We start from the raw sequence: 17,703 nt of genomic DNA, 5'->3' as shown, positions 1-17,703 counted from the left end.
GGTCGGGGGGATCGTCTCGTGGGTCACGAGGGTCGAGTCTAGGAGCGCGCCGCGGCGCCCGGGCCCACGTGGCGCAGCGCCGCGACGACGTCGGTGGCCCGCACGAGCGCCGTGACGCGCCCGTCGGCGACGACCGCCAGCACGGGCGAGAGGCGGGTGGCGTGCCCCACGGCCCCGACCAGCTCGGCCCCGCGCAGCGTCCCGTCGACGACGGCGCCGGGCGGCAGCACGACGGCGACGGCCGCGACGGGGGTCGCCGCGCGCCGCTCGGACGGCACCCCGGCAGCGGCGGCCCGGTCGACGTACGCCTCCGGACGGCCCTCGGGCGAGACGAGCACGACGTCGTCGACCCCGGCGGCGCTCCGGGCGCGGTCGGCGTCCGCGAGGGTCGCGCCGGCGGGGACGACCGTCGCGGGGAGCCCGACGCTCTCGACGGTGACGAGATCGAGCCGGCGCCCGGTGCGACCCTCGCGGATCGCCCCGCTCGCCCCGCTCCACAGGAACGCCCCGACGAGCCCGGCCCAGCCGACGGTGAACAGCGACGGCCTCGTGCCGTCGAGCAGGGGCAGGGCGAGCGCCCACGCGAGCACGCCGACGGCGACGACGCGACCGGCCCACCCGGCGGCGACGGTGCCGGTGTGCCGGTCGCCCGTGAGGCGCCAGACGAGCGCCTCGAGCACGCGCCCACCGTCGAGCGGCAGACCGGGCACGAGGTTGAAGACCGCCACGAAGCCGTTGGAGAACGCGCCGGCCCAGAGCAGCATCCCGAGCAGGCCCGACGACGGCACCGCCTGGGCGGCGACCCAGCACACGGCGGCGATCGCGACGTTCGCGAGCGGGCCGACGACGGCCACGAGGGCGCTCGTCGCCGGGGTCGGCGCGGCGCCGCCGAACGCGGTGTGCCCGCCCCAGAGGGTCAGTGCGAACTCGCGGACGACCTGGCCGCGGGCGCGCGCGACGAAGCCGTGCGCGAGCTCGTGGACGAAGACCGAGACGAACAGCATGACGACGAACCCGCCGGCCACGACCCACGTGAGCCCACCGAGCTGCGGTGCCCGGGCCTGGATCGTCGGGGCGAACGCCGCGGTGAGCACCACGGCTGCGAGCAGCCAGCTCGGGGTGACGACGACCGGCGCGCCGGCGGCCCGGCCCACGACCCAGCCCTGGGTGCCCTGCCGACGCTCTGCGCTGCTCACGCCCGCCAGCCTAGGTCGTCGTGTCGGTGGGGCCGCCTAGGCTCGTGCCGTGACGACCGACCTGACCGAGCTCGACGCGGCCGACCTCGCTGCGCCGTCCGCCGCGCCCGAGGGGGTCACGGCCGAGGTGGCCGACGGCGCCGCGTCCCCCGGTGGCGTCGCGTCCTCCGGTGGCGTCGGTGGCCCCGAGACCATCGGCGACGCCGAGACGGCGGGGATCGTCGCGACGGACACCGAGGTGCCGGCACAGGCCGAGCGTCGCTCCGTGCCCGGGCTGTCGCCGTCACGGGCCAACGACTTCCTGCAGTGCCCGCTGCTCTTCCGCCTGCGCGTCGTGGACAAGCTGCCCGAGCCGGCCAGCCCGGCCGCCGCACGCGGCACGCTGGTGCACGCGGTGCTCGAGCGGCTCTACGACCTGCCCGCCGGGGAGCGCACGCCCGCGGCGGCGCGCGCGATGGTCGACGGCCAGTGGGCGGCGCTCCTCGAGGAGTCGCCGGCGTACCGGGAGCTGTTCGCCTCCGACGCGGAGCGCACCGAGTGGCTCGCGAGCGCGGGCACGCTGCTCGACACGTACTTCACGCTCGAGGACCCGAACCGGCTCGAGCCCCGCGAGCGCGAGCTCATGGTCCGCACGCAGCTCGAGGACGGCCCGCAGCTGCGCGGCATCGTCGACCGCATCGACGTGGCCCCGAACGGCATGGTCCGCGTCGTCGACTACAAGACCGGCCGCTCACCGCGGCCGGGGTTCGAGAGCTCCGCGCTGTTCCAGATGCGGTTCTACGCGTACGTGATCCAGCGCGAGCGAGGTGTGCTGCCCGCGCTGCTGCAGCTCGTCTACCTCGGTGACCAGCAGATCGTGCGGCACGCGCCGAGCGAGGCGGAGATGGTCACGTTCGAGCAGCGGGTCCGCTCGATCTGGGCCGGCATCGAGGACACCGCGCGGTCCGGCGAGTGGCGCCCGCGCCCGTCGAAGCTGTGCGGGTGGTGCTCGTTCAAGGACCGGTGCCCGGCGTTCGGCGGCACGGCGCCCGAGGTTCCGGAGGGGGCGGTCGAGCTGGTGCTCGGCGTCGTCCCGTCGGGCTCCCGCTCCGCCGCGGAGGCGGCGGTCGAGCCGGTCCCCGTCGGCGGGGCACAGACCCTCTCGGGCTCCCCCGCCACCGGGGCGTCCGGCGCGGGGTCGCCGCCCGCCTAGACCTCGGCGGGCGCCGCCGTGGCGCCGCCGCGCAGGTCGACGACCTGGCCGCCGCTGATCGCCGCGAGCACGTCGAGGGACACCGAGGCCAGCGACCCGGTGATGCTCACCCCGTCGAGCGGCTCGACCGGGGCGAGCACCTGGACCGCCAGGACCCGTGCACCCGCTGCGTGCGCGGAGGCGACGCCCGATCGCGAGTCCTCCACCGCGACGCACTCCCGGACGTCGACACCGAGCCGCGCGGCCGCCGTCAGGTACGGCTCGGGGTGGGGCTTGGGGTGCGTGACCTCGTCGCCGCTGACGACGACGTCGAACACGCCGACGGCGCGCGCGAACGGCTCGGCGAGCTCGGCGAACGACGACGTCACGAGCGCGAGCGGCACGCCCGCGGCGACGAGCGCGTCGAGCAGCTCACGTGCGCCCGGCTGCCACGGGATCCCCGCCGCCACGCCGGCCGCGACGCGCGCGTTGAGGAACCCGCTGATCTCCTCGTCGGGCAGCGCCACGCCGCGCGACCGCAGGGTCCGCGCGCACACCGCCATCGAGCTGCCCACCATCGCGAGCGCGTCCTCACGGGTCCACACGCCGCCGTGAGCCTCGACGAGCTCGGTCTCCGCGCTCATCCAGTACGGCTCGGTGTCGATGAGGGTGCCGTCCATGTCCCAGAGCACCGCCGCGGGCAGCGGAGGCGCTGCTGAGGGGGTTCGACTCGCTGTCGCGCTGCCAGGCTGGGAGGTCAAGACGGGGCTCCGATCGACGCCGCGCACCACGGTGGTGCGCACCGATCGAGGCTAGCTGCCGCGCGCGGGGACGACCGGCTGGTGTGGTCGAGCGCACAGGAGCCCGTCGGCGGGCGGACGGTGCGCAGCGCCGAGGGCGACGCCGCGCCCCGGTCGCCGCACCGGACGGGCCCGGGCGGCGCGACGGGAGGAAGCGCGGGCGGGCGGCCGGTCAGGCGGCGACGAGGTCGAACGCGTTGCCCTCCGGGTCGGCGAGCGTCACGGAGCGACGCCCGCCCGCGGTCAGTCCGCCGAGCCGGCGGGCGCCGAGCCCCTGGAGCCGGCGGACCTCGCCGTCCAGGTCGCCGGTCGTGAGCTGCAGGTGCACGGGCGTGCGCAGCTCGCGGCCGTCCGTCACCTGGCGGAAGACGAGGCGGGGCAGCCCGACCGCGGAGCCGTCGACCAGCTCCGCGTGGAGCGCGCTCGCCCCCGGGGCGACCTCGGCCCGGAGGACCGCGGCCCAGAACTCGGCGGTAGCCCGCGCGTCGAACGCGTCGTAGGCGAGCCCGTGGAAGGCCGGGCCCGACGCGGTGCGCGCCGGTTCGCGTGTCGCGGAGCCGGCGGACGCGGGGGCGTACGTCGCGCGGGCGGCGGTCGCCGCGTCGGCAGCGGTGGCCGCGCGTCCGACGGCGTTCGTGGGGCGCGCGGCGGCCGCAGTGCGGGCGTTCGCCGCAGTGCCGGCGTTCGTCGCAGTGCGGGCGTTCGCCGCAGTGCGGGCGTTCGCCGCAGTAGTACGGGCGGTCTCCGCAGTGCGGCCGGTCGTCGCAGTGCGGGCGGTCCTCGTCGGGCGAGTCGTCGTGGTGGTCATCGTGCCTCCGTCGTCGGGGTGGGCGCACCATGTGGACGTGCGGCAGCGGGCTGCGTACCCTGGAACGGAGGAACCTCCGTTTCCACTGACGACACTAACCGGAGGCTCCTCCGATTAGCAAGAGGAGAGCTGTGCCGACCACTCCCGCCGCGGACCGACCGCTGCGCGCCGACGCCCGACGCAACCGCGAGCGCCTGCTCGGGGTCGCCGCCGAGGTCCTGACCAAGGACGTCGACGTCCCGCTCGAGGCGATCGCCGAGCGCGCCGGTGTCGGCATCGGCACGCTGTACCGACACTTCCCCAACCGCGACGCGCTCATCGAGGCCGTCTACCGGCACGAGGTCGAGGAGCTGTGCGACGCGGCTCCGCTCCTGGTCGGCGGCGACGGACCGGCACTGGACGGCTTCCGCGCGTGGGTCGCCAGGTTCGTCGGCTACGCGGCCACCAAGCGCGGCCTGGGCGGTGCGCTGCGCAACGCGGTCGGCTCGGACTCCCCGCTCTTCGACCAGACGCGCACCCGCCTGATCGGGGCGCTCACCGTGCTGCTCGACGCGTGCCGCGCCGAGGGCTCGGTCCGCTCGGACGTCGACGCGAAGGACGTCATGCTCGCGATGAGCGGGGTGTGGCTCGTGCCCGACGGCCCCGAGTGGGACACGCAGGTCCGGCGCCTGCTCGACCTCGTCGTCGACGGGCTGCGCTACGGCACCTGACCGTCCTGCGGGCCGGCGCCGGCTCGCGCCCGCCGGCGGTACGCACGCGCCTTCATCACGTCGCCGCACTCCCCCATCGCGCACCAGCGTCCCGAGCGGTTGGGCGAGGAGTCGCAGTACGCCCAGCGGCAGTCGGGGTTGCCGCACAGCCTGAGGCGGGACCACGCGCCCGAGACATGAGCCTCCGTGCACCGCCGCCAGGACGTCGGCGCACGCCGCCGCCGTCGCACCCGCACCCGCACCCGGCGCGGAGGCGGGTCGCGCGGCGCCGTCGGGCCGAGGCCGTGGTCGCGTTCTGGACCCGGACCGCCGCTCGTTGAGCGCCCTCCGGGCCGTCTCACGCGCCCGGCCAGGAGCGCCGGCGGGCCGGACGCCACGCCCGGGCGTCGCGAGCCCTCGCCGCGCACGCACCCTACGCTGGGCAGATGACCGAGCAGGAGCAGCAGCGTCCCCACGACCTCCCGCCCCGCGAGACCATCCTGCTCGCGGCCTTCGAGGGCTGGAACGACGCCGGCTCGGCCGCGACCCAGGCGCTCGAGCACGTGCACGAGTCGTGGGGTGCCGTGCAGGTCGACGAGCTCGACCCCGAGGAGTACCACGACTTCCAGGTGAACCGCCCCGTGGTCGGCACCGGCGCGGACGGGCGCCGCGAGATCACGTGGCCCACGACTGCGGTGGCCGTGGCGACCGCGCCGCGCACGGGCCGGAAGGTCGTGCTGGTGCACGGCATCGAGCCGTCGATGCGCTGGCGGCGCTACTGCACCGAGCTGCTCGACATCGCCGCGGGCCTCGGGGTGAAGACGGTCGTGACGGTCGGCGCGCTGCTCGCGGACGTCCCGCACACGCGTCCGATCCCCGTGACGACGACGAGCGACGACGCGGACGTGCGCGAGCTGCTGGGCATCGAGCCGAACAGCTACGAGGGCCCGACGGGCATCGTGGGCGTGCTCCAGCAGGAGGCCGCGGCGCGGGGCATGCGCGCGCTGTCGCTCTGGGCCGCCGTGCCGCACTACGTCGCCCACCCGCCGAGCCCCAAGGCCAGCCTCGCGCTGCTCACGCGCCTCGAGCAGCTGCTCGGCGAGCCCGTCCCGCTCGGCGAGCTGCCCGACGACGCCGCGGCGTGGCAGCACGGCGTCGACGAGCTCGCGCACGAGGACACCGAGATCGCCGAGTACGTGCGCCAGCTCGAGGAGGCCAAGGACACCGCGGAGCTGCCCGAGGCGAGCGGCGAGGCGATCGCGCAGGAGTTCGAGCGCTACCTGCGCCGGCGCGACCGCGGCACGGGCGGCTAGCGTCCCGGCGACCGCGGCACGGGCGGCCAGCGCCCCGGCGGCAACGGCACGGGCGGGCCGCTAGAGCCGGATGCCGAGCAGCGCGTTGACCGCGCGCGCGATCACGCCCGGGGCGCCCTCGACCGCGTCGTCGGTGCTCCCCTGGGCGATCGACAGGTCGGCCCACGCGTCGACGTACCGCAGCGCCGCCGGTGCGTCGAGGTCGTCGGCCAGAGCCGCACGGACCGCCGTGAGCGTCGCGTCCGCGGCGGGACCGCCGTTGCCCGAGACGGCGGAGCGCCAGCGCTCGAGCCGGGCCTGTGCCTGCTCGAGCCCGGCGTCGGTCCACTCCCAGTCCTCGGCGTAGTGGTGCGCGAGGAGCGCGAGGCGCACGGCCATGGGGTCGACGCCCTGCGCGAGCAGCCGGGAGACGAGGACGAGGTTGCCGCGCGACTTGCTCATCTTCTCGCCGTCGAGCCCGACCATCCCGGCGTGCACGTGGGTGCGCGCGCCGTGCCCGGAGTCGAGCAGGCGCGCGTGCGAGGTGCTCATCTCGTGGTGCGGGAACCGCAGGTCCGAGCCGCCGCCCTGCACGTCGAAGGGCAGCCCGAGGCTGTCGCGTGCGATCACCGCGCACTCGATGTGCCAGCCGGGCCGTCCCGGGCCGAGCACGCCCCCGTCCCAGGCGGGCTCCCCGGGGCGCGCGGAGCGCCACAGCAGCGGGTCGAGCGGGTCGCGCTTGCCGGGCCGGTCGGGGTCTCCCCCGCGCTCGGCGAACAGGGCGAGCATCTCGGGCCGCGGGAGTCCGGCGACGCCCCCGAGCGACGGGTCGGCCGTGAGGTCCGCGTAGACGTCGCCCGCACCCTCGCCCGACGCGTCCGGGACGCCGGCCCGGTAGGCGGCGCCGGCCGCGAGCAGCGCCTCGACGGCACCGGCGACGGCCGGGATCGACTCGACGGCACCCGTGTAGGCGTCGGGCGGGACGACGCCGAGAGCGGTCATGTCGTCCGCGAAGAGGGTCGTCTGCTCGACGGCGAGGTCGCGCCAGTCGACGCCCGTCGCCGCGGCGCGCTCGAGCAGGGGGTCGTCGACGTCCGTGACGTTGGACGCGTACCGCACGCGCTGCCCGGCGTCGCGCCACGCCCGGACGAGCAGGTCGAACGCCACGTACGTGGCGGCGTGACCGAGGTGGGTCGCGTCGTACGGCGTGATGCCGCACACGTACAGCGTCGCCGACTCCCCCGGCGCCGCGACCACGAGCTCGCCGCTCGACGTGTCACGCACGCGGACGGGGCCGCCTCGGCCGGGGAGCTGCGGGATCTGCGGGGCCGGCCAGGTGAGCACCACGGAAGCCTAACCGGCAGCGCGCGGGCCCACGCCCGTCGTCCGTGCCCGCACGCGCCTGGCGGTACGTGGCCGTTGCCCGACCGGCACGTCGCCGTGCGCTTCCCGCGCGGCGGTGCTCGCGCGGGCGAGGCGGTGGGCGGCCGACGAGCAGCCCGGTCCCGCGCGGCGACGGACCCGGTGTGCCACCCGGGACGAGAATGCGGGTCGTGGACACACTGTGGGTGCGGACGGCGGAGGCCTGGGCGCGGTCGGACCGACCCGCGACCGGAGACGGCCCGGCGCCCGGGCGCGGACGCGCGGTGGACGACGTCGAGCCGGAGGCCGACGCCGGTGAGCGCTGGGTCCGCGCGGACCGGCTCGACGACCTGGCCGGGGCCGCCCGGCGCTGGGGCGCGCCGCCCGAGGTCGTCCACGCCGTCGAGGCGACGCACGGGCTGTGGACGAGGCGGGCGCACGTCGAGCACCTGCCGGGGGGCGGGCTCCTGCTCGCCGCGCCGACGCTCACGTACGACCCCGCGACGCTCGCGGTGACCTCCGGGCGGGTCGTGTGCCTGGTCACGGGGTCGCTCGCGGTCACGGCGGAGACCGCGGGCGGGCACACGCTCGACGCCGTGGCGGACCGGCTCTGCAGCGGCGCCACGGCACCCGCATCGGGCGCCTGGCAGGTGCTCGCGGCGCTGCTCGGGTCGCTCGCGGCGCGGGCGGCCGCGGTCGAGACAGCGCTGGGCGAGGCCGTCGCCGAGACCGAGGCGGTCGTGTTCGCACGGACGCGGTCGAACCCGCTCGAGCGCGTCTACGGGCTCAAGCGTGAGATCGCGGAGGCGCGGCGCGCCCTCGTCCCGTTCTCCGCCGAGCTCTCCGAGCTCGCACCGGACGCCGGCGACGCGGCTGACGCTGCGGGGTGGGCGTGGCTGCGCCGGCTCGAGACCGCCGTCGAGCGCGTCGACCGCCGCCTGGACGCGCACGACGCGCTGCTCGGGGACCTCCTGTCGGTCCACCTCGCGCAGGTCACGCTCCGCCAGAACGAGGACCAGCGCCGCATCTCGGCGTGGGCCGCGATCGGTGCGCTGCCCACGCTCGTCGCGTCGGTGTACGGCATGAACTTCCAGCACATGCCCGAGCTCGCGTGGACCTACGGCTACGGGCTCGTGCTCGCGGTGCTCGCGACGTCCTGCTCGGTGCTGTACTGGCGCTTCCGGCGGTCCGGCTGGCTCTGAGCCGACCAGGAGCGCCCACGACGGCTCAGCCCGCCGACCGCCCGACGTGTGCCGCGCGGGCAGCGGCTCACTCGACCGGCGCGCCCGCGGTCGGCTCGAGCACCCCGGTGAGCAGGAGGACCACGACGAGCGCTGCGAGCGCGAGCCGGTAGATCACGAACGGCCGGTAGCTGTACGTCGAGACGATCTTGAGGAACGCGATGATCACGACGTACCCGACCGCGAACGCGACGATCGTCGCGAGCACGGTGGGCCCCAGGCCGGGCGTCCCCGCGGTGCCGAACTCGTCGGCGCTCTTGGCGAGCTGGAACACCCCCGACCCGAACACCGCCGGGATCGCCAGGAGGAACGAGTACCGGGCGGCCGCCTCGCGCGTGTAGCCCATGAGCAGGCCGCCGGTGATCGTCCCGCCCGAGCGCGACACGCCCGGGACCAGCGCGAGCGCCTGGGCGAAGCCGAACAGGACGGCGTGCTTGGGCGTGAGGTCCTCCAGCCGTCGCTGCTTCGCCCCCCGGGCGTCCGCCCAGCCGAGCACGAGCGCGAAGCCGGCGAGCGTCAGCGCGATGAGCCACAGGTTGCGGAACGGCGTCTCGATGGCGTCCTGGAACGCGAGCCCGAGGACGACGATCGGGACGCTGCCGAGCGCGATGAACCACGCCATGCGCGCGTCGGTGTCCACCGGCCCGCCGACGGGGCTGCCCAGCCGCGACCGCAGGTCCGTACCGAGGTCGCCGCGCACCGCACGCCACCAGGCGAGCAGGATCCGCTTGATGTCGCGCCGGAAGTACAGGAGCACCGCGGTCTCGGTGCCGATCTGCGTGATCGCCGTGAACGCCGCACCGGGGTCACCCGCGCCGATGAGCTCGCCGACGATGCGCAGGTGCGCGCTCGACGAGACCGGCAAGAACTCGGTGAGCCCCTGCACCAGGCCGAGGACGATCGCTTCCCATGTACTCATGCCTGATGCCACGAGGCGCAACCTTAACGGTGCCGGACCCCTGTCCGATTACCCTTGCGCCTCATGGAACAGCGGCAGCTCGGACGGACCGGACTTCGCGTCTCGCACCTGGGTCTGGGCACGCTGACCTGGAGCCGCGACACGGACGAGCACGAGGCGAGCGAGCAGCTGCGTGACTTCGCCGACGCAGGCGGCACGCTCGTCGACACCTCGGCCTCCTACGCGGAGGGCGGGGCCGAGGAGCTCCTCGGGTCGCTGCTGGACCGCGTGGTGCCCCGTGACGACGTCGTGCTGTGCACCAAGGCCGGCGTGCGGCGCACACCGTCGGGCGGCGTGGTCGACGCGTCACGCGGCGGGCTGCTGCGCACGCTCGACGCGTCCCTGCGCCGCCTCGGGACCGACCACGTCGACCTCTGGCTCGTCCAGACGCCCGACCCGCGCACCCCGCTCACCGAGACGGTCTCCGCGCTGCGGATCGCCGTGACGAGCGGGCGTGCGCAGTACGTCGGGCTGTCGAACCACGCCGGCTGGCAGGTGGCACGCGCGGCGACGCTGCTGGGTGAGGACGTCGGCCTCGCCGCGGTCGAGGCGGAGTACTCGCTGCTGCAGCGCGGCATCGAGCGGGAGGTGCTCCCCGCGGCGGCCGAGATGGGCGTGGGGGTCCTCGCGTGGTCCCCGCTGGGGCGCGGCGTGCTGACCGGCAAGTACCGGCGCACGATCCCCGCCGACTCGCGGGCCGCGTCGCCGCACCTCGCGGGCTTCGTCGAGCCCTACCTCGGGGCCGAGTCGCTCGCGGTCGTCGAGGCCGTCGCGACCGCCGCAGCCGGGCTCGACCGCACGCCCCTGGACGTCGCGCTCGCGTGGTTGCGCGTGCGCACGCAGGTCACGTCGGCGATCGTCGGCGCACGGACGGCCGCGCAGCTGCGCGGGTCGCTCGCGGCGGAGGACGTCGTCCTGCCGCCGGAGATCCTGCACGCGCTCGACGAGGTCAGCGCCCCCGAGCTGGGGTATCCCGAGCGCCGTTGAGGCCCGTCCCGCACCGCGGTCGCCGAGCCGCGGTCCTCACCTGCGGCGGGTCCTCACCTGCGGCCGGTCGTCACCGCTCGTCAGCGGGCACGCTCCCGGCGAGGGGCTCGAGGTCGTCGAAGTCGTCGTCGTGCTCGTCGTCGTCGTCGTGCTCGTCCTCGTCGTCGTCGTGCTCGTCGTCGTCGTGCTCGTCGTCCTCCTCGGCGAGGTAGAACGGCGTGGCCTCCCCGTGCACGGTCCCGAGCGCGTCGTCGTAGACCTCGAACGCGTCAGCCAGGATGTCGTACGCGTCGTCGACGGCGGGGTCGTCCTCGCCCCGCCGGGCTGCGACTGCGTGGTAATGGGCCTCGAGGGCGGCGATCAGGCGATCGAGTGCGGCACGCGGGTCGACGGTCATGCCATGACGGTAGCGCCGCGCCGTGCACAATGGCACGGGAATGGTCCGGGCGCCCCGGGCGTTGGACCGGTCTCTCGCGAGAACGGCGGTGACGATGGCAGGGACGACAGGACGGTCCGTGCGCGGCGACTGGGTCGCGCAGGGCGGTCAGTACGAGTACCGGGTGCTGACGATCCCGCGGACGACGAGCCGCGGCGACGCCCGGCGCCTGCTCACGGACGAGGCCGAGTACGGGCGCTGGGAGCTGGCCCGCACGCTGCTGTTCGCCGGGGGCGAACGCAAGGTGTGGCTGCGACGCAAGATCATCCGCGTGCGCAGCACCCTGGACTACACGCTGGAGTGAGCCGTCACACGGTGCGCAGCAGGCGGTCGAGCACCCGGACGCCGAACCGCAGCGCGTCCGTCGTGACGCGCTCGTCGACGCCGTGGAACATGCCCGCGAAGTCGAGGTCGGCGGGCAGGCGGAGCGGCGCGAAGCCGTAGCCGGTGATGCCGAGCCGGGCGAGCGACTTGTTGTCGGTGCCGCCCGAGAGCGTGTAGGGCAGCACGCGCGCGCCCGGGTCCTCCGCGAGCAGCGCACCCACCATCGCGTCGACGAGGTCGCCCTCGAACGGCACCTCGAGCGCGATGTCGCGGTGGATGTGCTCGACGCGCACGTGCGGACCGGCCAGCCCACGGATCGTGGCGAGGAAGTCCTCCTCGGTGCCGGGCACGAAGCGGCCGTCGACGACGCCCTCCGCCCGCCCGGGCACCACGTTCGCCTTGTAGCCGGCGATGAGCTGCGTCGGGTTGGTCGTGTTGCGGACGGTCGCGCCGACGAAGCGCGACGCGGGGCCGAGCGCGCGGATCAGCCGGTCGACCGTGCCCTCGTCCTCGGGGTCGAACGGCAGGCCCGTCAGGTCGGAGACGCCCTCGAGCAGCGCGCGGACCGTCGGCGTGAGCGCGAGCGGCCACGGGTGGGCCCCGATGCGCGCGATCGCGCCGGCGAGGTGCGTGACGGCGTTGTCCGGGGTGACCTGGCTGCCGTGCCCCGCGCGACCGTCCGCGACGAGCCGCAGCCACCCGATCCCCTTCTCGGCGGTCTGCAGCAGGTACGCGCGGCGCCCGTCGACGTCGACCGAGAAGCCCCCGACCTCGCTGATCGCGTCGGTCGCGCCCTCGAACAGCTCGGGTCGGTTGTCGACGGACCAGCGCGCCCCCCAGACGCCGCCGGCCTCCTCGTCGGCGAAGAACGCGACGACGACGTCACGTGCCGGGCGCCGACCCTCGCGAGCCATCTGGCGCACGACCGCGAGGATCATCGCGTCCATGTCCTTCATGTCGACCGCGCCGCGCCCCCACACGAGGCCGTCGTGGACCTCGCCCGCGAAGGGGTCGATCTTCCAGTCCTTCGCCTGCGCCGGGACCACGTCGAGGTGCCCGTGCAGGACGAGCGCGGGCCGCGTGCGGTCCTCGCCCTCGAGGCGCACGACGACGTTGGCGCGCCCCGGGGCCGACTCGTAGTACTCGGGCGCGAGGCCCACCTCGGTCAGCAGCGCCATGACGTGCTCGGCGGCGGCGCGCTCCCCCGGGCCCGAGCCGTCGCCGTAGTTCGACGTGTCGAACCTGATCAGCTCCTGGCAGATCCGGACGACCTCGTCCTCCGCGGTCGGGTGCCCGCCGCCCGTGTGCTCGCCGCTGCCCGGCGCCACCCCCGCCACGAGGCGGTCGGAGGGCTCGGACGACGCGGCGGAGGCAACCGTGGACATGGGCACCACGGTACCCGCGCGGCGTCGGAGTCAGCGGCCGCGCGGGCCGGCGAGGACGTCACCCCGCCGGCCCGCGCGACGCGCCGGACGATCAGGCGCCGGCGCCGGGCGGGACGGCGTCCAGCAGGCCGCGCCGGGCGAGCAGCGGCTCGATCTGCGGGTCACGCCCGCGCAGGTCCCGGAACGCGTCGAGCGGGTCGCACGAGCCGCCGCGCGAGAGCAGCGCCGCGCGGAACCGGTCACCGTTCGCGCGCGAGAGCCCGCCGTTCTCCCGGAACCACTCGACGGTGTCCGCGTCGAGCACCTCCGACCAGATGTAGGCGTAGTACCCGGCCGAGTAGCCGCCGCCGAACACGTGGTTGAAGTACGTCGTGCGGTAGCGCGGCGGCACCGGCGCGAACGCCACGCCGGCCCGCTCGAGCGCGGCCTCCTCGAACGGCACGACGTCCTCGACGTCGGTCGGGACCTCGTCGGGCGCGAGGCGGTACCACGCCTGGTCGAGCAGCGCGGCCGCGAGGTACTCCGTCGTCGCGAAGCCCTCGCCGTCCTGCTGCGAGGCGAGCAGGGTGTCGACCCACTCCTGCGGCATCGGCTCGCCGGTCACGTGGTGCACCGCGTAGCCCCGCAGGACCGCCGGGTCGAAGATCCACATCTCGTTGACCTGCGACGGGTACTCCACGAAGTCGCGCGGCACCGCGGTGCCCGACTGCGACGGCCAGCGCACCGCCGAGAACAGCCCGTGCAGCGCGTGCCCGAACTCGTGGAACAGCGTCACGACCTCGTCGGACGTCAGCAGCGTCGGCTGGCCCGCGGGGGGCTTCGGGATGTTCAGGTTGTTGACGACGACGGGCTGCTCGCCGAGCAGCGTGGACTGGTCGACGAGGTTGTTCATCCACGCGCCGCCGCGCTTGGACTCGCGCGTCCAGAAGTCGCCCAGGAACAGCCCGAGCCCCGTCCCGTCCGCCTCGAGCACCTCGAACACGCGCACGTCCGGGTGGTAGCCGACGAGGTCGGTGCGCTCGGTGAACGTGAGGCCGTAGAGCTTCCTGGCGGCACGGAAGACGCCGTCGTGCAGCACGCGCTCGAGCTCGAGGTACGGGCGCAGCAGGGCGTCGTCGAGCGCGCGCCGCTCCTTGCGGACCTGCTCGGCGTAGTACGCCCAGTCCCACGCCTCGAGGGTCGCGCCGGGGACGTCCCGCTCGAGCGCGGCCTGCAGGTCGGCGGCCTCGGCGCGGGCGTTCGCGACCGCGGCCGGCGCCAGGCGGGCGAGCATCGCCTCGACGGCCTCGGCCGTCTTCGCGGTCGCGTCCTGCGCGACGTACGCCGCGTGGTGCGCGTACCCGAGGAGCCGGGCGCGCTCGGCACGCAGCCGCGCGAGGGCGAGCAGCGTCGTGCGCGTGTCGTGCTCGTCGCCCGTCGCGCCGCGGCCGACCGACGCGCGGTGCAGGCGCTCGCGCAGCCCGCGGTCGCGGATCATCGCGAGCGGCGCCTGCTGCGTCGGCAGCTGGAGCTCGAGGAGCCAGCCGGCGTCGTGACCGCGGCCGCGTGCCGCCTGGGCCGCGGCGGCGCGCGCGTCCTCGGGCAGCCCGTCGAGCTCGGCCTCGTCGGTCACCAGCACCGCCGCCGCGTTCGTGCCCGCGAGCAGGATCCGGCCGAACGCCGTCTCGAGCGAGGTGATCTCGCCGTTGAGCGCGCGCAGGCGCTCCTGCGCGGCGTCGTCGAGCTCGATGCCCGAGCGCACGAACGCGACCGCCGTGCGGTGCAGGAGCCAGGCGGTGTCGGGGTCGAGCGTGAGCCCGCCCGCCTCGACCTGCTCCTGGAGGGCGCGCACCCGCGCGTACAGGCGCCGGTCGAGGTAGATGGCGTCGTGGTGCTGGGCGAGGAGCGGGGCGACCTGCTCCTCGATCACCTCCAGGCCGGGCGTCGAGTCGGAGCTCGACTGGTTGAAGAACACCGTCGCGGACACGTGCAGCAGGCGGCCCGCGCGCTCGAGCGCCTCGAGCGTGTTCTCGACCGTCGGGGCCGCAGGGTCGGTCGCGATGCGCTCGACCTCGGCCCGGTGCTCGGCCATGCCGGCCAGCATCGCCGGCAGAAGGTGCTCCTCGCGGATCGCGCGGAAGTCGGGCAGCCCGTACGGGAGGGTCGACGCCGACGCGAAGGGGTTGGTCGGGTCGAGGGTGGTGTCCGTCATGCCGTCCATCATGACCGACGGGTGCGACGCGGGACGGCCGCGCCGGACCCGGTCACGGCCGCGGGTCGCCCGCGAGCAGAGTCGCGACCCACCCGTCCCGACGGCTGCCCCGCTGAAGCACGAAGCCGCGGACCGTGCCCTCGACCCGGAAGCCCGCACGCTCGGCCAACCGCAGCGACGCCGTGTTCCCGACGACCGCGCTCCAGGTGAGCCGCTCCAGCCCCAGGCCGTCCGGCCGCAGCGCGTGGTCGACGACGAGCCGCACCGCGCGCGACATCACGCCGCGGCCGCGCGCGTCCGGGCCGAGCCAGTAGCCGAGCTCGGCCGAGCCGGCCGGGGCGAGGGACAGGCCGATCATCCCGTCGAGGCGGTCCGTCCCCGCGTCCCGGACCGCCCAGGTCAGCTCGGAGCCCGCGGCCCACCCGGCCTCGACCACGTGCTCGACGAAGCCCTCGGCGTCCGCGCGCGTGTAGGGCGACGGGACGACCGTCCACTCCTGCACGTCCGGGTCCTGGCACAGCTCGGTGATGCGGTCGACGTCCGCGGCCCCCGGTGCGCGCAGCACCACCACGTCGTCGGTCAGCTCGACTCGGTCCATGCGGCACCCTGGCACGCGCGCGGCGCGCCGTGCACGGTCATTGCGTGCCCGGGCCTCCGGCGCGTCCGGACGGCACGCGGTAGCGCAGCTCGAGGAAGCCGTCGGGGAACTGCGTGACGCCCATCACCTCGAGCCGGCCCGTGAGCCGTCGCGGCAGCACCGGCGTCCCGCCGCCGAGCACGACCGGGGCGACGCCGAGCCAGATCTCGTCCAGCAGCCCGTGCGCGGCGAACTGCCCCACGAGGTCCCCACCCCCGACGAGCCACACGTGGCGGCCCCCGGCCGCCTCGACCATGCGCGCGTGGACGTCCTCGACGGGGTCGCGCGTCAGCTCGACGCCGGTGCCGGGCGTCACGGGCAGGTCGCGGTGCGTGAAGACCCAGGTGCGCTGGTCCGGGTACGGCCACGGCCCGCCCTGGTCGAGCATGAACTCGTACGTCGCGGCGCCCATCGCGACGGCGCCGGTGCCCGCGACGAACGCGTCGACGTGGGCCATGAGCCCCTCGGTGTCGTTGAACTGGAACAGCCAGTCGAGCGACCCCTCGGGGTCGGCGATGTAGCCGTCGATGCTCGCGGCGACGAGGTACCGGGTCAGCGTCATCCGGTCAGCGTGCACCCCGGGACCCACGCGGGGCTACGGCGGGCGTGGCGCTGTCCTGCCCGGTCCGCAGGCCGGGACGACGGCCGGGCGTCCGGCGGGCCGGGTCAGCCCGCCGGGGCCGCCTCGACCGGCTGCACCGGGTACCCGTGCGCCGCGCCGACCGCCGCGTTGTGCAGCGTCCCGGCGTGCGTCGTCAGGCCTCGGGCGAGCGCGGGGTCGGCCGCGAGGGCGTCGCGCCAGCCACGGTCCGCGAGCGCCGTGAGGTAGGGCAGCGTCGCGTTCGTCAGGGCGCGCGTCGACGTCACCGGGACGGCGCCGGGCATGTTCGCGACGCAGTAGAAGACGCTGCGGTGCACGGGGAACGTCGGGTCGGCGTGCGTCGTCGGGCGTGTCGACTCGAAGCATCCGCCCTGGTCAACCGCGATGTCCACGAGCACCGACCCCGGGCGCATCGTCGCGACCATCTCGTCGGTCACGAGCTTCGGTGCGCGCGCCCCCGGTACGAGCACGGCACCGACGACGAGGTCCGCGCGGGCCACCTCGCGCGCGATCGCGTAGGTGCTCGAGGCCAGCGTCCGGACGCGCCCGCCGAACTCGGCGTCGAGCTCGCGCAGGCGCGGCAGGGAGACGTCGAGGACCGTCACCTCGGCGTGCATGCCGAGCGCGATCTCGGCGGCGTGCCGGCCGGCGACCCCGCCCCCGATCACGACGACGCTCGCGGGCGCGACCCCGGGGACGCCGCCGAGCAGCGTGCCCGAGCCGCCCTCGTTCTTCATCAGGTGGTAGGCGCCCACCTGCGTGGCGAGCCGGCCGGCGACCTCGCTCATCGGCGCCAGCAGCGGGAGCGTGCCGTCGGCGAGCTGGACCGTCTCGTACGCGATCGAGGTCGTCCCGGCGGCGAGGAGGGCGTCGGTCGCGGGCCGGTCCGCGGCCAGGTGCAGGTACGTGAACAGCACGAGCCCGGCGCGCAGGAGCGGGTACTCGGAGGCGACGGGCTCCTTGACCTTGCACACGAGGTCCGCGCTACCCCAGACCTCCTCGGCGCTCGCGCCGGTCCGCGCACCGGCGGCGCGGAACTCGTCGTCGTCGATCGCGGAGCCGGTCCCGGCACCCGCCTGCACGACGACCTCGTGCCCGGCCCGGACGAGCTGGTCGACGCCCGCGGGCGTCACCGCCACCCGGTACTCGTGGTTCTTGACCTCGGTGGGGACACCAATTCTCATCGACGGCTCCTCGTGGGTGCGCTCGACGTGCGGGGTTCGGTGCTCCGGACGTTACGGGACCGGGCCGGTGCGCGCGCGGGTCGCGCGCAGACGGCCCCGGACCCGGGCTGAGCCTCGGGTCCGGGGCCGTCGCCGCCGGTCAGCATCTGTACGTCACCGTCCGTCGCGCCCGCTTGTCCTCTTCACGCGCGACCTGAACCGCCCCGGGCCTGCTTGGGGGCCGTCGGTGACGAGCCACCCGGACCACGTCCGTCCACCCCTCACGAGGGGAGCGTTCTCCGTGTCCGGGCCGATCCTTCGCGGCGGGATGCTGACACCGCCGCGCAGACCGGGAGATCCGATCATGACACCCTCAGCGCTCGCGCTCCAGGCTTTATTCCGTCGCCCGCCGGCTGCGTCCGCTGCCCTGGTGCCGGGCGGGTGCCGGGCGCGTGCCGGGCA

General features: G+C 75.5%; 18 protein-coding genes. 6 read left to right on the top strand and 12 right to left on the bottom strand.

Features of this window, described 5'->3' with window-relative positions; genetic code table 11:
- Positions 1 to 38: 38 nt before the first annotated feature.
- Positions 39 to 1,196, bottom strand: coding sequence for a site-2 protease family protein (locus AB6N24_RS04840; RefSeq protein ID WP_412868291.1), 1,158 nt, complete (start codon positions 1,194 to 1,196; stop codon positions 39 to 41).
- A gap of 217 nt (positions 1,197 to 1,413) precedes the next feature.
- On the opposite strand from AB6N24_RS04840, the gene AB6N24_RS04835 reads away from it, so the two are divergent.
- Positions 1,414 to 2,388 (top strand): RecB family exonuclease, encoded by a 975-nt coding sequence (locus AB6N24_RS04835; RefSeq protein ID WP_412868296.1) that lies wholly within the window; start codon positions 1,414 to 1,416, stop codon positions 2,386 to 2,388.
- Here the strand turns inward: AB6N24_RS04835 and AB6N24_RS04830 are convergent.
- Both AB6N24_RS04830 and AB6N24_RS04825 read right to left on the bottom strand, forming a co-directional pair.
- Positions 2,385 to 3,059 (bottom strand): HAD family hydrolase, encoded by a 675-nt coding sequence (locus AB6N24_RS04830; protein ID WP_412868290.1) that lies wholly within the window; start codon positions 3,057 to 3,059, stop codon positions 2,385 to 2,387. The genes AB6N24_RS04835 and AB6N24_RS04830 overlap by 4 nt on opposite strands.
- Before the next feature lie 280 nt (positions 3,060 to 3,339).
- Positions 3,340 to 3,975: a VOC family protein gene (locus AB6N24_RS04825; protein WP_412868289.1), complete on the bottom strand. Its 636-nt coding sequence runs from the start codon at positions 3,973 to 3,975 to the stop codon at positions 3,340 to 3,342.
- Between the two features lie 131 nt (positions 3,976 to 4,106).
- Here AB6N24_RS04825 and AB6N24_RS04820 point away from each other — a divergent pair, with 131 nt between their 5' ends.
- The gene (locus AB6N24_RS04820; RefSeq protein ID WP_412868288.1) at positions 4,107 to 4,685 is read left to right on the top strand and encodes a TetR/AcrR family transcriptional regulator; all 579 of its coding nucleotides are present in this window, start codon (positions 4,107 to 4,109) and stop codon (positions 4,683 to 4,685) included.
- On the opposite strand, the gene AB6N24_RS04815 is transcribed toward AB6N24_RS04820, so the two are convergent.
- A complete protein-coding gene (locus AB6N24_RS04815; protein WP_412868295.1) occupies positions 4,673 to 4,915 on the bottom strand; it encodes a CGNR zinc finger domain-containing protein in 243 nt (80 codons plus the stop codon). The two genes, AB6N24_RS04820 and AB6N24_RS04815, sit on opposite strands and share 13 nt — an antisense overlap.
- A 195-nt stretch (positions 4,916 to 5,110) precedes the next feature.
- Between AB6N24_RS04815 and AB6N24_RS04810 the strand changes: the two genes are divergently transcribed.
- The gene (locus AB6N24_RS04810; protein ID WP_412868287.1) at positions 5,111 to 5,977 is read left to right on the top strand and encodes a PAC2 family protein; all 867 of its coding nucleotides are present in this window, start codon (positions 5,111 to 5,113) and stop codon (positions 5,975 to 5,977) included.
- A gap of 60 nt (positions 5,978 to 6,037) precedes the next feature.
- Here AB6N24_RS04810 and mshC read toward each other — a convergent pair whose 3' ends face one another.
- The gene (gene mshC / locus AB6N24_RS04805; protein ID WP_412868286.1) at positions 6,038 to 7,300 is read right to left on the bottom strand and encodes a cysteine--1-D-myo-inosityl 2-amino-2-deoxy-alpha-D-glucopyranoside ligase; all 1,263 of its coding nucleotides are present in this window, start codon (positions 7,298 to 7,300) and stop codon (positions 6,038 to 6,040) included.
- A gap of 302 nt (positions 7,301 to 7,602) precedes the next feature.
- Here mshC and AB6N24_RS04800 point away from each other — a divergent pair, with 302 nt between their 5' ends.
- Positions 7,603 to 8,520 (top strand): CorA family divalent cation transporter, encoded by a 918-nt coding sequence (locus tag AB6N24_RS04800; protein ID WP_412868285.1) that lies wholly within the window; start codon positions 7,603 to 7,605, stop codon positions 8,518 to 8,520.
- Positions 8,521 to 8,587: 67 nt separating this feature from the next.
- On the opposite strand, the gene AB6N24_RS04795 is transcribed toward AB6N24_RS04800, so the two are convergent.
- Complete coding sequence (locus AB6N24_RS04795) at positions 8,588 to 9,478, bottom strand: undecaprenyl-diphosphate phosphatase (RefSeq protein WP_412868284.1); 891 nt, start codon at positions 9,476 to 9,478, stop codon at positions 8,588 to 8,590.
- A 63-nt stretch (positions 9,479 to 9,541) separates the two neighbouring features.
- Here AB6N24_RS04795 and AB6N24_RS04790 point away from each other — a divergent pair, with 63 nt between their 5' ends.
- Positions 9,542 to 10,504 carry an aldo/keto reductase gene (locus AB6N24_RS04790; RefSeq protein ID WP_412868283.1) on the top strand — a complete coding sequence of 321 codons (963 nt, stop codon included), beginning with the start codon at positions 9,542 to 9,544 and terminating at the stop codon, positions 10,502 to 10,504.
- Positions 10,505 to 10,574: 70 nt separating this feature from the next.
- On the opposite strand, the gene AB6N24_RS04785 is transcribed toward AB6N24_RS04790, so the two are convergent.
- Positions 10,575 to 10,901 carry a primosomal protein gene (locus AB6N24_RS04785; RefSeq protein WP_412868282.1) on the bottom strand — a complete coding sequence of 109 codons (327 nt, stop codon included), beginning with the start codon at positions 10,899 to 10,901 and terminating at the stop codon, positions 10,575 to 10,577.
- A 94-nt stretch (positions 10,902 to 10,995) separates the two neighbouring features.
- Between AB6N24_RS04785 and AB6N24_RS04780 the strand changes: the two genes are divergently transcribed.
- Positions 10,996 to 11,244, top strand: a complete 249-nt coding sequence (locus tag AB6N24_RS04780) for a DUF5703 family protein (RefSeq protein ID WP_258726905.1) — start codon at positions 10,996 to 10,998, stop codon at positions 11,242 to 11,244.
- 4 nt (positions 11,245 to 11,248) lie between these two features.
- Here the strand turns inward: AB6N24_RS04780 and AB6N24_RS04775 are convergent, their stop codons facing one another.
- The 5 genes from AB6N24_RS04775 to ald form a co-directional block, all read right to left on the bottom strand.
- A complete protein-coding gene (locus tag AB6N24_RS04775; protein WP_412868281.1) occupies positions 11,249 to 12,649 on the bottom strand; it encodes a M20/M25/M40 family metallo-hydrolase in 1,401 nt (466 codons plus the stop codon).
- 91 nt (positions 12,650 to 12,740) lie between these two features.
- Positions 12,741 to 14,840 carry a M3 family metallopeptidase gene (locus tag AB6N24_RS04770; protein WP_412868280.1) on the bottom strand — a complete coding sequence of 700 codons (2,100 nt, stop codon included), beginning with the start codon at positions 14,838 to 14,840 and terminating at the stop codon, positions 12,741 to 12,743.
- Between the two features lie 52 nt (positions 14,841 to 14,892).
- Positions 14,893 to 15,438 carry a GNAT family N-acetyltransferase gene (locus AB6N24_RS04765; RefSeq protein WP_412868279.1) on the bottom strand — a complete coding sequence of 182 codons (546 nt, stop codon included), beginning with the start codon at positions 15,436 to 15,438 and terminating at the stop codon, positions 14,893 to 14,895.
- A 37-nt stretch (positions 15,439 to 15,475) separates the two neighbouring features.
- Positions 15,476 to 16,039: a dihydrofolate reductase family protein gene (locus AB6N24_RS04760; protein WP_412868278.1), complete on the bottom strand. Its 564-nt coding sequence runs from the start codon at positions 16,037 to 16,039 to the stop codon at positions 15,476 to 15,478.
- A 104-nt stretch (positions 16,040 to 16,143) separates the two neighbouring features.
- Positions 16,144 to 17,262 (bottom strand): alanine dehydrogenase, encoded by a 1,119-nt coding sequence (gene ald, locus AB6N24_RS04755; protein WP_412868277.1) that lies wholly within the window; start codon positions 17,260 to 17,262, stop codon positions 16,144 to 16,146.
- Positions 17,263 to 17,703 lie beyond the last annotated feature (441 nt).

The sequence above is a fragment of the Cellulomonas jepli genome, assembly GCF_047229345.1.
Taxonomy (GTDB): Bacteria; Actinomycetota; Actinomycetes; order Actinomycetales; family Cellulomonadaceae; genus Cellulomonas_A.
This window is presented reverse-complemented; position numbering and strand designations above follow the sequence as displayed.